13 protein-coding genes are annotated in these 13,615 nt (G+C 47.2%); 7 read left to right on the plus strand and 6 right to left on the minus strand.

Going from position 1 to position 13,615, the window contains the following annotated elements; all coding sequences use genetic code 11:
• Positions 1-56 precede the first annotated feature (56 nt).
• On the plus strand, positions 57-1,061 hold the full coding sequence (miaA, locus tag ICN10_RS03020) for a tRNA (adenosine(37)-N6)-dimethylallyltransferase MiaA (protein WP_216212428.1): 1,005 nt from the start codon (positions 57-59) through the stop codon (positions 1,059-1,061).
• A 16-nt stretch (positions 1,062-1,077) separates the two neighbouring features.
• Here the strand turns inward: miaA and purM are convergent, their stop codons facing one another.
• Positions 1,078-2,130 carry a phosphoribosylformylglycinamidine cyclo-ligase gene (gene purM, locus ICN10_RS03025; RefSeq protein WP_216212432.1) on the minus strand — a complete coding sequence of 351 codons (1,053 nt, stop codon included), beginning with the start codon at positions 2,128-2,130 and terminating at the stop codon, positions 1,078-1,080.
• A 73-nt stretch (positions 2,131-2,203) separates the two neighbouring features.
• Here purM and ICN10_RS03030 point away from each other — a divergent pair, with 73 nt between their 5' ends.
• The 6 genes from ICN10_RS03030 to panB are packed head-to-tail and all read left to right on the plus strand — an operon-like array spanning position 2,204 to position 7,472.
• Positions 2,204-3,193: an AI-2E family transporter gene (locus tag ICN10_RS03030; RefSeq protein ID WP_216212435.1), complete on the plus strand. Its 990-nt coding sequence runs from the start codon at positions 2,204-2,206 to the stop codon at positions 3,191-3,193.
• Positions 3,194-3,204: 11 nt separating this feature from the next.
• Positions 3,205-3,960 carry a DnaA regulatory inactivator Hda gene (hda, locus tag ICN10_RS03035; RefSeq protein ID WP_216212438.1) on the plus strand — a complete coding sequence of 252 codons (756 nt, stop codon included), beginning with the start codon at positions 3,205-3,207 and terminating at the stop codon, positions 3,958-3,960.
• 18 nt (positions 3,961-3,978) lie between these two features.
• Positions 3,979-4,659, plus strand: coding sequence for an HAD-IB family hydrolase (locus ICN10_RS03040; protein ID WP_216212441.1), 681 nt, complete (start codon positions 3,979-3,981; stop codon positions 4,657-4,659).
• Positions 4,656-6,056 carry a polynucleotide adenylyltransferase PcnB gene (gene pcnB, locus ICN10_RS03045; RefSeq protein WP_216212444.1) on the plus strand — a complete coding sequence of 467 codons (1,401 nt, stop codon included), beginning with the start codon at positions 4,656-4,658 and terminating at the stop codon, positions 6,054-6,056. The genes ICN10_RS03040 and pcnB overlap by 4 nt, the downstream gene beginning before the upstream one ends.
• 52 nt (positions 6,057-6,108) lie before the next feature.
• Positions 6,109-6,636 (plus strand): 2-amino-4-hydroxy-6-hydroxymethyldihydropteridine diphosphokinase, encoded by a 528-nt coding sequence (folK, locus tag ICN10_RS03050; RefSeq protein WP_068320865.1) that lies wholly within the window; start codon positions 6,109-6,111, stop codon positions 6,634-6,636.
• A 17-nt stretch (positions 6,637-6,653) separates the two neighbouring features.
• Positions 6,654-7,472, plus strand: a complete 819-nt coding sequence (gene panB / locus ICN10_RS03055) for a 3-methyl-2-oxobutanoate hydroxymethyltransferase (protein WP_216212448.1) — start codon at positions 6,654-6,656, stop codon at positions 7,470-7,472.
• Between the two features lie 26 nt (positions 7,473-7,498).
• Here panB and dnaJ read toward each other — a convergent pair whose 3' ends face one another.
• The 5 genes from dnaJ to hrcA form a co-directional block, all read right to left on the minus strand.
• On the minus strand, positions 7,499-8,635 hold the full coding sequence (gene dnaJ / locus ICN10_RS03060; protein ID WP_216212451.1) for a molecular chaperone DnaJ: 1,137 nt from the start codon (positions 8,633-8,635) through the stop codon (positions 7,499-7,501).
• Between the two features lie 100 nt (positions 8,636-8,735).
• On the minus strand, positions 8,736-10,673 hold the full coding sequence (gene dnaK, locus ICN10_RS03065) for a molecular chaperone DnaK (RefSeq protein WP_216212455.1): 1,938 nt from the start codon (positions 10,671-10,673) through the stop codon (positions 8,736-8,738).
• A 156-nt stretch (positions 10,674-10,829) separates the two neighbouring features.
• A complete protein-coding gene (grpE, locus tag ICN10_RS03070) occupies positions 10,830-11,378 on the minus strand; it encodes a nucleotide exchange factor GrpE (RefSeq protein ID WP_068320874.1) in 549 nt (182 codons plus the stop codon).
• A 66-nt stretch (positions 11,379-11,444) separates the two neighbouring features.
• Positions 11,445-12,539 carry a ferrochelatase gene (gene hemH / locus ICN10_RS03075; protein ID WP_216212458.1) on the minus strand — a complete coding sequence of 365 codons (1,095 nt, stop codon included), beginning with the start codon at positions 12,537-12,539 and terminating at the stop codon, positions 11,445-11,447.
• Between the two features lie 41 nt (positions 12,540-12,580).
• A complete protein-coding gene (hrcA, locus tag ICN10_RS03080; RefSeq protein ID WP_216212461.1) occupies positions 12,581-13,591 on the minus strand; it encodes a heat-inducible transcriptional repressor HrcA in 1,011 nt (336 codons plus the stop codon).
• Positions 13,592-13,615 lie beyond the last annotated feature (24 nt).

The raw sequence follows: 13,615 nt of genomic DNA on the forward strand, positions 1-13,615 counted from the left end.
ACTCGCTCTCTAATTTATGGGTTGTTGCGGATATTAACAGGCTCTTATAATCAGGTATGCCAACTGAACCCTACATTCAGCCTATGCATGCTCTAAATGAAGCCCCCATTCTTTGTATTGTTGGGCCTACTGGTGCAGGCAAAACCCATCTCGCCATGTCCTTGGCTGAGTATGCAAAATCCATTGGTTTAACAATTGAACTCATCAGCATGGATTCTGCGCTGGTTTATCGCGGTTTAGATATTGGTAGCGCCAAACCTACCAAGTCCGAACAAGTAGCGGTCATTCATCACCTGATTGACATCATCGACCCGACTGAAGTGTATTCAGCGGCTCGCTTTGCCAAGGATGCAAAACGTCTCTGTATTGAGATTCGTGAGCGCGGAAATATTCCAGTAGTTGTTGGTGGCACGATGTTGTATTGGCGCGCCTGGGCACATGGCCTATCCTCGCTGCCACCAGCTAATCCAGACATTCGCGCCCGCTTGGATGAGGAAGGCAAAAAGATTGGCTGGCCTGCTATGCATGACAAACTGGCCAAAGTAGACCCTGATACTGCGGCTCGCTTGAAGCCCAATGACTCTCAACGAGTACAGCGCGCACTAGAAGTTTTTGAAATTACCGGTAAACCCATGTCAGTGTTGCTGGCTGATTCGCCGAGTGAAGATGGCAGAGAAGGTTCCGCCATTCCATCGTGGATTGATTTAGTGTCACTTGAACCCAGCGATCGCAAACGCTTGCATCTCAACTTAGAAAAGCGCTTTGATGAAATGCTTGCAGCAGGATTCATGGATGAAGTGAAAGTATTGCGTGCTAACACCGGATTACATGCCGACTTACCAGCGATTCGCTCAGTCGGCTATCGCCAAGCTTGGGAATTTCTCAATGGGGAAATTGATGCCGAAGAAATGCGCTACAAAGCATTGGCAGCAACCAGACAGCTTGGCAAGCGTCAGCTCACATGGCTTCGTGCAATAGATGGAAGAAAAACGTTTGATCCCTTCAACCCCGAAGGGTTGAAGGATGCATTGGAATACTGCAAAAGCAACTTAAAAAAATAAGCTGGTAGCTACCGTCTTAGATAACGATAGTTTGTGGCGCATCTTTTGGACGCTCAACCACTTCACCTACTGTCCAGGCCTTAAGGCCTTGTGCTGTCAATGACTTAATCGCAGTGTCTGCTTGATCTGGCGAGACAATGACAACCATGCCAATACCACAGTTAAATACGCGCACCATTTCTGCATCAGCTACACCACCCTTCATTTGCAACCAACGGAAGAGTTCTGGCATTTGCCAACTGTCACGATGCAAAACAGCCTGAGTATTTTCTGGAAGTACGCGTGGCACGTTATCCACTAAACCACCACCAGTGATGTGTGCCATCCCTTTTACATTGATTTCAGCAATCAATTTGAGAAGTGGCTTCACATAAATTTCTGTTGGCGCCATAACCACATCACCCAATGGGCGACCACCTAAATCATCGCTTGGCTTTGCGCCAGCGCGTTCAATAATTTTGCGTACCAATGAGTAACCATTGGAGTGAGCACCACTAGATCCAATTGCTAATACAACGTCACCCGGAACAATCGTCGCACCAGTAATGATTTTGGATTTCTCAACTGCGCCCACTGCAAATCCAGCGAGGTCATATTCACCAGGTGGATACATGCCAGGCATTTCTGCAGTCTCGCCACCAATCAATGCGCAACCAGATAGTTCGCAGCCTTTGGCAATACCACCCACAACCGTTGCTGCAGTATCAACAGTCAACTTGCCGCAAGCAAAGTAATCCAAGAAAAAGAGGGGTTCAGCGCCTTGGACCAGAATGTCGTTCACGCTCATGGCTACCAAGTCTTGACCAATGGTTTCATGACGATTCCACTCAAAAGCCAACCTGAGCTTAGTTCCTACGCCATCCGTACCAGACACCAATACCGGCTCTTTATAGCGCTTAGGCACCTCAAAAAGGGCTCCAAAGCCGCCAATTCCTGCCAAAACGCCCTCGCGCATGGTCTTTTTGGCAAGCGGCTTAATGCGATCAACTAAGGCGTCTCCGGCGTCAATATCGACACCAGCGTCACGGTAGGAAAGGCCATTTGAGGAGGAATTAGTAGATGAAGTCATATTGGAGCCGGAATATTAGTAAAAAATGCTACTTCGTCAGTAGAATCATTGAATTCTAGAGGATTGAAGCAAGATGGCCGAAATTTTTACCCCTTTTCTCACCGCATTCATTCTGGCGTATGCCCTACGCCCTTTTTGCCTGTGGCTTGAGCAGCATCGTTTGCCTCGAGCGCTAGCCGCTTTAGTCAGCATGTTGATAGGGCTATGCCTCGTTTTCTTCATCCTGAGCCTGCTTGTAAGCCTCCTCAAGTATGAAATTCCCCTAATTAAGGCCCAATTGCCTGATTGGATTGCCAATACTCAAGCCTGGCTTGGTCCAAAACTCAGTGAACTGCACATCAACCTCGACTGGGGAACCCTTAAGGCCAGCGCTACCCAAAAAATTACCGAGCACATTAATGACAATGCGGACAGCTTAATGACCTCCACTATCAACACTGTGTTGATGTCGGGTAGCTCAGTCATTGCAGGCTTTGTAAATGCAGTGCTCATCATTTTTGTGATGTTTTATTTGTTAATGGACTGGAATCATTTTTTTGGACTTATAAAAGGTCTCGTTCCTGTTCGTGCGCAAGAAACTGTGCATCACCTCGCCATGCATACCGATGGATTACTTTCGCAATACTTGCGCGGTATGTTGATTGTTATTTCTATCATGGCAATTTATTACAGTGCAGGCTTGAGTTTCATTGGCGTCAAAGGTGCGGCAGCGCTTGGCGTATTTACCGCACTCATGATTGTGATCCCGTATATCGGTATCACCATAGGTCTTACGCTCGCAGTGTTATCAGCGCTTCTCCAATTTGGTCCAGGCACTGAAATTGTTGGAGTGCTAATTTTGTTTGGCATTGGGCAATTCTTAGAAGGCTTCTTCCTAACGCCCCGCTTGGTTGGCGAGCGCATTGGCTTGCATCCAGTAGCAGTCTTGTTTGCCTTGCTTTTATTCGGCAAATTATTTGGCTTCTTTGGCGTCCTACTGGCATTGCCTATCAGCGCTGTCAGCCTAGTACTAGTTAAGTACCTCTGGTCTATCTATACGCAAAGCGCTTGGTATCAAAAATAAATTTGGCAGTAATGAATACACCTCCGCTTCCAAAACAATTTGCGTTAGATATTAGCCACTCACCCAAAGCGAGCCTAGAAAACTATCTCCCAGGAAAAGATCTCGCACTGATATCTGCTTTACAAAATATCGAAGGATCATGGAAGAGTTCTGCAAACGAAGGCTCCGATAACCCATTAAATCAGCGCTGGATTTATTGGTGGGGACCGGAAGGATCTGGACGCACACATTTACTAAATGCCATTGGTAATGCAGCAGAGCATGCAAACTTAGAACACATTGCCCTGACAGCATCAGAACCCGCATCCTGGGTTCGATTAGAAGAAAACATTAGCGCGCTTGCGCAAACTAGCACTCCATCAGTCATTACCGTGGATGATGTAGACCAATTGGATGATCGCCTGGTGGGGTCCTTATTTCGGATTCTGAATACTGTGCAAGCTAGCAAGGCAATCCATATTTTTATGGCTGGCGCAGCTGCCCCAGCAAATTTGAAGCTTCGTGAAGACTTGCGAACCAGGCTGGGCTGGGGTTTGGTGTTTCAAACCCAGCTTTTGGATGATGATGAGAAAATACAGGCATTAGGCGAAGCAGCCAAAGCCCGTGGGCTAGTTTTGTCGCCCGATGTGTTGCCTTGGTTATTAAGCCGCTTCTATCGAGATATGCCGAGCTTAATGGCCTTAATCGATGCTTTAGATGCTTACTCTTTAGAAACAAAACGTGCTGTAACCTTGCCACTTGTACGCGAGCTCTTGCAGCCCAAATAATTAATTAGATATTCATTCGTGACTCAGTTAGCCCTTTTTGATTTAGACCACACCCTGTTGCCCTGCGATAGCGATTATGAATGGGGCCAATTTTTGGCTCGCATTGGCGTTGTTGATAGCGAATACTACGCAAGGCAGAATGAACGTTTTTATCAAGACTACAAAGAAGGCAAGCTCGACATTCATGAATTTCTGCGCTTTGCTCTAAAGCCGCTTTCTGAGCACTCGCGCGCGCAACTCAAAGAATGGCATGACGCCTTCATGCAAGAAGTGATTAACGGACAACTCCGACAAGAAGCGCTAGATCTCGTTAAACGTCACCAAGATGCTGGTGATCTCTGCTGTGTAATTACAGCCACCAATAGTTTTGTAACGCGTCCAATCGTAGAAAGCTTTGGCATTGAACATCTGATTGCTACAGAGCCAGCGACCAAGGGCAATGAGCCTTTGGCTAACTACACCGGCGAAGTCAGCGGCATTCCTAATTTTCGGGAAGGCAAGATTCAGAACCTGCATGATTGGCTAGCTTCTCAAAAGCTGTCACTGGACACCCTGCCTTACAGTTATTTTTATTCTGACTCGATGAATGACCTACCCTTACTTGAAAAGGTCAGCCATCCTGTCGCCACCAATCCAGACGATCGCCTTCGCAACGAAGCCAAGCAGCGTAACTGGCCTATTCTTGAATTGTTTGCATGATCACTAAATTTATCAAACGTATTTTGCGGCGTGACCCAATGGTCAAGCACACACACGCAAGCAATACTGGAGCGCCAAAACGCATCCCTAAAAAATCACATCGCATTGACCCTCACTTACTTTCTAAGAATGCAGTCAAGGTAACTCATACTTTGCAGCAAGCAGGTTACGAGGCATTTATTGTTGGCGGTGCTGTACGCGATCTTGCTCTTGGAATTAGCCCTAAAGATTTTGACGTTGCTACTAATGCGACACCAGACCAAGTACAAAGACTATTTCGCAAAGCTCGTCTTATTGGGCGTCGCTTTCAGATTGTACATGTGACTTTTTTTGGCAAAGGTCACCCTGAAATCATTGAAGTATCGACCTTCAGAGCCTTACTGGATAACGCCGGAGACCATGTCGCAGAGAGCGGTCGCATTCTGCGCGATAACGTCTGGGGATCGCAGGGCGAAGATGCGGCAAGACGAGATTTCACAATTAATGCCATGTATTACGACCCATCCTCCGAGACCGTGCTCGACTATCACGGCGGTATGGCGGATATGCAAAAGAAAACTTTGCGCATGATTGGTGACCCAGCAAAACGTTATCGCGAAGATCCCGTACGCATGCTCAGAGCAGTCCGATTTGCTGCCAAGACTGGTTTTGAATTGGATAGCGCTACACGCGCACCAATTGCAAAACTCGGCAAATTACTAAACGATGTTCCTTCGGCCAGACTGTTTGATGAAATTCTTAAGCTTTTGATGTCGGGCTACTCTTGGCGAGCAATTCAAGGTTTAAAAGAAGCAGGGCTGCATCATGGACTGCTGCCGTTGCTCGATCACATTCTGGATGATGGTGAGGATTCCAAAGGTGCCAATGATTTTGTAAAGCTTGCATTGGCGAATACGGATGAACGCATTCAATCAGGAAAAAGTGTTTCAGCTGGCTTTTTATTCGCCACATTGCTTTGGCCTGATCTATTGAAGAACTGGAAAACCAACTCCAGCAAAGGCATGGCCAATATCCCTGCTCTTCATGATGCTATGGATGATACGATCACCACCCAAAGTAGTGGCATGACCATTCAAAGACGCTTTGAAAGCGATATGCGTGAGATTTGGTCAATGCAGCCGCGCTTTGAGAGACGCGTAGGCCGCTATCCCTTCCGCCTCATCGAATCCCCACGTTTTCGTGCGGGTTATGACTTTATGCTGCTTCGCTGCGCTACCGGGGAGCTAAATCCAGCAATTGGTCAATGGTGGACAGACTTCATTGCGGCAGACCCAGCCGGGCAAGAAGAGCTCATGGCTAGCGCTAAAAATGAATCCGGAAATACTGCCAGCCCAGCCAAAAGACGACGTCGTAGAAAGCCAAAATCTGCCATCCCTCCAGAGGGTGCAGGGAGCTAAGCAGACTTAGAGAAATTTCAGTAAAGTAGTTCCATCTCTAGTTTGGAACTCTATGGCACGGGCATATATCGGATTTGGCGGCAATATTGGCGACACGCGTCAGCTCATTACTGATGCCATTGTTTGCTTAGCATTACGTTCTGAACTCCAAATTCTGGCAAAAAGCTGCTTTTATCAAAGCGCGCCCGTTGAAGCCACTGGTGGCGATTACATCAACGCCGTTATTGAAGTAGAAACCGAACTATCTCCTTACGGCCTGTTGCATGTTTGCCAAACGATTGAACAAGAGTTCGGTCGTGAGCGCCCTTATGCAAATGCTCCACGCACCCTTGATCTCGATATCCTCTCATTTGAAGGGGTGACTCAAAATGAGACGGAGCTCATGCTTCCTCATCCCAAAATCATTGAGCGCTCATTTGTACTCCTGCCTCTCCTGGAAATAGCCCCCGAAATCTTCTTGCCGCAATGGGGTGAGCTCAAAGCCTATTTACCGAACGTTGCCCACCAAAGAATTGAAAAACTCCCCTGCAGGAACTGCAATTGCGGGGAAAAAGACGTTTATAGCCAATCGGCACATTAATTCATTAAACTCTCGCCATGGGTTACTTACAAGGCGATAAGCCAATCACAATTACCAAGCTCCTCGCAATGCATGCTGAGGGTGAAAAAATTTCTATGCTCACAGCATATGATTCAACTATGTCCGCACTGCTGAATCGCTGCGGAGTTGAAACAATTTTGGTTGGTGACTCTCTTGGTAATGTGATTCAAGGACATTCCAGTACAACGCCGGTGACAGTAGAGCAAGTCGCTTATCACACCGAGTGTGTGGCCCGCGCCAATACACATGCTTTTTTGATTGCTGATCTTCCTTTCGCAAGCTATGGAGATCCAGTTCAAGCATTGGAGTCATCTGCTCAACTGATGCGAGCTGGTGCAGACATGGTCAAACTTGAGGGTGGTGGCGATTGGCAAGTAGATGTCATTCGTCACTTGGTAGAGCGCAGTGTTCCCGTATGCGCACACTTGGGCCTACTGCCGCAATCCGTTCACGTCCTAGGTGGTTACAAGGTACAAGGCAAATCTAAAGATGCTGCCAGCGTTATGCTCGAACAAGCACTTGCTTGTCAGGAAGCTGGTGCGCAAATGGTTGTGCTCGAAGCCATCCCCTCATCACTAGGCGAAAGAATTACTGCCGAACTGCATATTCCAACGATTGGTATTGGTGCTGGACCAGATTGCTCTGGTCAGGTATTAGTGCTTCAGGATATGTTGGGCATTAGCCCAGGCAAGCCGCCAAAGTTTGTCAAAAACTTTATAGATGGTCACCACTCTGTAGAGGCGGCCATTAAGGCTTACGTACGAGAAGTGAAGTCTGGGAAATTCCCAGGACCAGAGCACGGCTTTGCTGGCTAATTGCCAGCTAGCCGACTCAACAATTTCTAACTAAAGAAACTCTTCACACCATCAAACCAGCCCTTTTGCTGAGGGCTATGTTTGTCGCCACCAGATTTGAGGCTGTCATCAAACTTCTGCAGCAATTTCTTCTGCTCATCGGTCAGCTTGACTGGAGTCTCCACCAAGACGTGAACGAAAAGATCGCCTACCAAGGTTGAGCGTAAGGCTTTAATACCTTTATTGCGCAAACGGAAAGTCTTACCAGTCTGCGTACCTTCTGGAATCGGAAACTCAACGCGGCCAGAGAGTGTTGGCACTTCAATTTCACCACCGATCGTTGCAGTGGCAAAAGAGATTGGCATTTGCACATGCAAATCGCTACCATCACGTTCAAATACTTTATGCGGCTTTACGCGAACCTCAACATAGAGATCGCCAGATGGTCCACCATTGATGCCGGGTTCGCCGTTACCAACAGAACGCACGCGCATGCCATCATCGATACCTGCTGGTATTTTGATTTCGAGTGTTTTTTGTTCTTTATGTTTTCCAGTGCCGTGACAAGTTTTGCAGGGCTTTGGAATGTACTCACCAGTGCCGCGGCACTTAGGGCAAGTTTGCTGCATGGAGAAAAAGCCTTGTTGCACACGTACCTGACCATGACCATTACAAGTGGTACAGGTCTCAGCTTTGGATCCCGGTTCTGCACCTGTGCCATGGCAGGGCTTGCAATTACTCCAACTTGGCACGCGAATTTGGGTTGTATATCCCTCAGCAGCTTGCTCCAGCGTAATGTCCATGTTGTAGCGCAAGTCTGCGCCTTTATAGACCTGTGGGCCGGATTGGCGACCGCCGCCTTGACCAAAAATATCACCAAAGATGTCGCCGAATGCATCGGCAAATCCACCGCCACCGAAACCGCCACCGCCAAATCCGCCACCCATCGAAGGATCTACGCCAGCATGACCGTACTGATCGTAGGCAGCTCGCTTATTAGGGTCAGTTAAGGTTTCGTAGGCTTCCTTAACTTCTTTAAATTGAGCTTCAGCCGTTTTGCTATCTGGATTGCGATCTGGATGATGTTTCATCGCCATCTTGCGATAAGCCTTTTTTAGCTCTTCGTCGCTGGCGCCTTTTGATACACCCAGCACTTCATAAAAATCGCGTTTACTTTTAGGCACGGCCTATTCCTCTCAACAACCTGAATGACACAAGTCGGCACGAGGCCGACTTGTTATTTAAGTACATCAAAACTACGTCAATGAATGTCTGATTTCAGAATTACTTCTTGTCATCAACCTCTTTGAAATCAGCGTCAACAACGTCTGCATCAGGGGCTTGGCCAGGAGCTGCGCCGCCTGGAGCCGCACCAGCAGCAGCGCCACCAGCTTTAGCTTGCTCAGCAGCCATGACTTTTTCGCCCAGCTTCTGACTTGCCTTACCCAATGCTTCTGTTTTTGCTTCAATCGCTTCTTTGTCGCTACCTTTAATAGCTTCATCCAAGTCCTTGAGGGCCGCTTCAATCGCTTCTTTTTCAGAGGCTTCTAAGCTAGCACCATGCTCTTCCAAAGCCTTCTTGGTTGAGTGAGCCAAAGCATCAGCAGTATTGCGGGCAGTAACCAGCTCTAATGCTTTCTTATCTTCAGCAGCATTCGCCTCAGCGTCTTTAACCATGCGTTGAATTTCTTCTTCGGTCAGGCCAGAGTTTGCCTTGATGGTGATCTTGTTTTCTTTACCAGTCGTTTTATCTTTTGCAGTTACGTGCAAAATACCGTTGGCATCGATGTCAAAGGTCACTTCAATTTGTGGCATACCGCGCTGAGCAGGAGCAATACCCTCGAGGTTAAATTCACCAAGCAATTTGTTAGCCGCAGCCATCTCGCGCTCACCTTGGAAGCACTTAATAGTTACAGCAGGCTGGTTGTCTTCCGCAGTGGAGTAAACCTGTGAATGCTTAGTAGGAATCGTTGTGTTCTTAGGAATCATCTTGGTCATTACGCCGCCAAGAGTTTCGATACCCAATGACAATGGGGTAACGTCCAAGAGCAATACGTCTTTACGGTCGCCAGACAATACAGAACCTTGAATCGCAGCACCAACAGCAACAGCTTCATCTGGGTTAACGTCTTTACGTGGCTCTTTGCCAAAGATTTCTTTTACTTTGTCCTGAACCGCAGGCATACGTGTTTGACCACCGACCAAAATGACGTCGTCGATATCTGCTACGTTTACGCCAGCATCTTTAATGGCAGTTAAGCAAGGACCAGCAGTACGCTTGATCAACTCTTCCACCAAAGACTCCAGCTTGGCACGAGTCAACTTCAAGTTCAAATGCTTAGGACCGCTAGCGTCAGCTGTCACGTATGGCAAATTGATCTCTGTTTGTTGAGCGGATGACAATTCAATCTTGGCTTTTTCAGCAGCATCTTTTAAGCGCTGCAATGCCAATACGTCTTTGCTCAAATCAACGCCTTGTTCTTTCTTGAACTCAGCAATGATCCAGTCAATGATGCGTTGGTCAAAGTCTTCACCACCTAAGAAGGTGTCGCCGTTAGTTGAAAGCACTTCAAACTGCTTCTCACCATCAACGTTAGCAATCTCAATGATAGAAACGTCGAATGTACCGCCACCCAAGTCATACACAGCGATCTTGCGATCTACTTTGTCTTGCTTGTCCAAGCCAAATGCCAAAGCGGCTGCAGTTGGTTCGTTAATGATGCGCTTTACATCCAAGCCAGCAATACGGCCAGCATCTTTAGTTGCTTGACGTTGGCTGTCATTGAAGTATGCAGGAACAGTAATAACCGCTTCTGTCACTTCTTCACCGAGATAGTCTTCGGCAGTTTTTTTCATCTTACGCAAAATTTCAGCGGACACTTGCTGTGGCGCCATTTTCTTGTCGCGTGCTGATACCCAAGCGTCGCCATTGTCTGCTTGAACAATTTCGTACGGCATGAGGCTAATATCTTTTTGCACTTCAGGATCTGTAAATTTACGACCCATCAAACGCTTCACTGCATAGATAGTGTTTTTAGGATTCGTCACTGATTGACGTTTTGCTGGCGCACCAACCAATACTTCGCCATCTTCAACGTAAGCGATGATTGATGGAGTTGTACGACCGCCCTCGGCGTTCTCGACAACTTTAGGTGCATTGTTTTCAACGACTGAAACACATGAATTCGTGGTTCCTAAGTCAATACCGATAATCTTTCCCATAATTGCTCCAAAAAATTAAATTATTTGTTGTACTAATGAATATTTCGATACCCAGTAAATGGGGTCTAAAAAAGGGATTTCAAGGGGCTAAATAGCAAAAAAGGCAGAAATCTGCCTTTTTTATGCCTTTTTTGGGGTTTTACCCCGATTTTCTCTTTATTTAGGGGCGCTAACCGTCACCAAAGCAGGTCTGAGGACCCGATCTGCCACGGTATAGCCACGCTGCAGCACTGAAACCACGGTATTGGGTTCTTGCTCTGATGGCACCGAAGCAATCGCCTGGTGATGATGGGGGTCAAATTTATCCCCAACCGCAGGGTTAATTTCCGTCATACGGCCCTTCTCAAATGCGGAGAGCAATTGCTTGAGGGTGATTTCTAAGCCCTCTTTAAATGCTTTGGCATCCACCGCATCAGTACTCAATGCTGCATAGAGACTATCTGTCACTGGCACCAAATGCTCGGCAAAACTTTCAATCGCAAATTTATGCGCTTTAGCAATATCTTCAACAGCGCGGCGGCGAATGTTTTCACCCTCAGCTTTTGCGCGTAAAAAATTATCTTGTAACTCGCCAATCTTTTGATTGAGCTCAGCAATTTCTTGTTCTGGCGTTTTTACAGCTGGCGTTTCTGCTGCAGCTTCAGTGGCCGGATCTGCCGCAAGATTCTCTTGCTCTGGGGATGGGTTTTGATTTTCTTGTGTCATAGACGCTATTTTACTTTTCTCTAAAGATGGCTATTACTTTGTAATGTGGGGTCAATCAATTCAATTTCAAGTCTTTGCTTTTTCAGCCAACTCAGCTCTTTCAGCGCGCTGAGCTAATTCAGCCTCAGACTCCGTCCCCAAAGACCAACCCTGTAAATGATGATGAGCAATATCGCTCAAAGCCTCAATCCACTTAGGGTTGCTGTTCAAGCAGGGAATATAGCGATAGTCTTTGCCGCCATGTTCCAAGAAGATTTCGCGAGCTTCCATAGCAATTTCTTCCAGTGTTTCTAAGCAGTCAGCCGGAAATCCTGGGCAAAAAATATCAATCCGTTGACAACCTTCTTTAGCCAGCTTTTCAATCGTTGGGGCCGTATAAGGCTTTAACCACTCGGCTTTACCAAAGCGTGACTGGAAGGTAACAAGATATTGACCCGGCTCCAAGCCAAGAGACTCGCCAAGCAAACGTCCTGTTTTTAAACACTCACAGTGGTAGGGGTCGCCTTTCATCAAATTGCGTTTTGGCAATCCATGAAACGACATCACAAAGCGGTCGCCCTTAGCAAAGTCAGGTCGCCCATCTTTATCCCAGCTACTTAAAACTTGATCACGTAGTGCCGCAATATAAGCAGGGTTATCGTGATAGTGCTTTACCAAGCGCAATTCAGGCTGATCACGCCAAGTACTCAAAACACGAAAAACTTCATCAAAGCTGGATGCTGTAGTGGTGGCAGAGTACTGAGGATACAAAGGTAGCACCAATAAGCGCTCCATGCCCTGCGCCTTCAGGCCCTCGAGGGCAGACTGGGTGGAGGGTTGTCCATAACGCATCGCCAAATCCACCAACACTGTATGGCCCTCATTCGCAAATTTATCACCAAGCTCTTTCGCCTGAAGACGTGAGTAGTGCATTAAAGGAGAGCCTAATTTTGGCAACCAGATAGAGGCATATTTTTTTGCAGAGGCACTACTGCGAATTGGCAAAATGATGCCATTCAAAATGCACCACCAAATAATGCGTGGAATTTCTACGACTCGCGGATCAGAAAGAAATTCTTTTAAATAAGCACGTACTGCTTTTGATGTTGGCGCTGAGGGCGTGCCCAAGTTCAGTACTAAGACTGCTGTTTTGGAGGCACGTAGATGTGGGTTCGGATTCAAGATAGTTTGTCTCTAGTTGTTAAATGTGTGTAGATTGATGATCAGGAGCTCAGTGCTCCGGACAATAATTTTGAAGTGATGTCGACAATTGGAATCACTCTGTCATAGGCCATACGTGTCGGTCCAATGACGCCAAGCGTGCCTACTATCTGCCCATCAACGCTATATGGGGCACTGATCACAGCCAGATCCTCATAAGGCAATAAGTCACTCTCGCCGCCAATAAAAATTTGAATGCCATCAGCATGACTCGATACATCAAGCAATTGCATTAGGACTGATTTTTGCTCCAACATGTCAAACATTTTGCGCAACTTATCCAAGTTAGAACTTAAATCGCCAACATTCAGCAAGCGACGTTCACCAGATAAAACCATGTCGCCACGACTCATGTCGTAATCGGCAACACCGCTTTGCAAAGCCAAAGCCATCAACCCAGAAATATCTGTACGTAAATTGTCTAAGTCGGATTTCAGATGGAGGCGCACTTGATCAAAACTTTTACCCGCAAAATGGGTGTTGATAAAGTTGCCTGCCTCAATGAGTTGACTTGGCGTGTAATCTTGAGTCGTCGGCAAGATGCGGTTTTGCACATCTCCTTCTGGCGTCACCATAATTAATAAGATCTTGCCTTCACCTAAGCGCAAAAACTCAATGTGCTTAAAAACCTGGGCACGCTTCGGCGTCATCACCACCCCAGCGAAATGAGTCAAGTTCGACAAAATCTGAGCAGCAGAGGTCAAAACGCGTTGCGGGGAGTCCGGCAAAAGGCCTTTTTCCACCTCTCGGGCTGCCATCTCCTCTAAAGGACGGACTGTCACCATGGTGTCAACGAACAAGCGATAACCTCGTGGCGTAGGGATTCGGCCAGCAGAAGTATGGGGACTAGTCACTAAGCCCATATCCTCCAAATCCGCCATGACATTGCGGATGGTGGCTGCCGACAGGTCTAAACCCGAGTATCTAGACAGAGTGCGGGAGCCTATAGGCTGACCCTCCTCGATATAGCGCTCGATGAGGGTTTTAAGTAGGGCGCGGGAACGTTCATCCATGGTGGAAGGGATTTTATGCCTATG

Origin of the sequence: Polynucleobacter sp. 86C-FISCH (genome assembly GCF_018882415.1) — a bacterium.
GTDB lineage: Bacteria > Pseudomonadota > Gammaproteobacteria > Burkholderiales > Burkholderiaceae > Polynucleobacter.

What these genes read in the sequence shown, in the direction of transcription:
- miaA (WP_216212428.1), top strand. Translation starts at nt 57, where the DNA reads ATGCCAACTGAACCCTACATTCAGCCTATGCATGCTCTAAATGAAGCC.
- purM (WP_216212432.1), bottom strand. Translation starts at nt 2,130, where the DNA reads ATGACTTCATCTACTAATTCCTCCTCAAATGGCCTTTCCTACCGTGAC.
- ICN10_RS03030 (WP_216212435.1), top strand. Translation starts at nt 2,204, where the DNA reads ATGGCCGAAATTTTTACCCCTTTTCTCACCGCATTCATTCTGGCGTAT.
- hda (WP_216212438.1), top strand. Translation starts at nt 3,205, where the DNA reads ATGAATACACCTCCGCTTCCAAAACAATTTGCGTTAGATATTAGCCAC.
- pcnB (WP_216212444.1), top strand. Translation starts at nt 4,656, where the DNA reads ATGATCACTAAATTTATCAAACGTATTTTGCGGCGTGACCCAATGGTC.
- folK (WP_068320865.1), top strand. Translation starts at nt 6,109, where the DNA reads ATGGCACGGGCATATATCGGATTTGGCGGCAATATTGGCGACACGCGT.
- panB (WP_216212448.1), top strand. Translation starts at nt 6,654, where the DNA reads ATGGGTTACTTACAAGGCGATAAGCCAATCACAATTACCAAGCTCCTC.
- dnaK (WP_216212455.1), bottom strand. Translation starts at nt 10,673, where the DNA reads ATGGGAAAGATTATCGGTATTGACTTAGGAACCACGAATTCATGTGTT.
- grpE (WP_068320874.1), bottom strand. Translation starts at nt 11,378, where the DNA reads ATGACACAAGAAAATCAAAACCCATCCCCAGAGCAAGAGAATCTTGCG.
- hrcA (WP_216212461.1), bottom strand. Translation starts at nt 13,591, where the DNA reads ATGGATGAACGTTCCCGCGCCCTACTTAAAACCCTCATCGAGCGCTAT.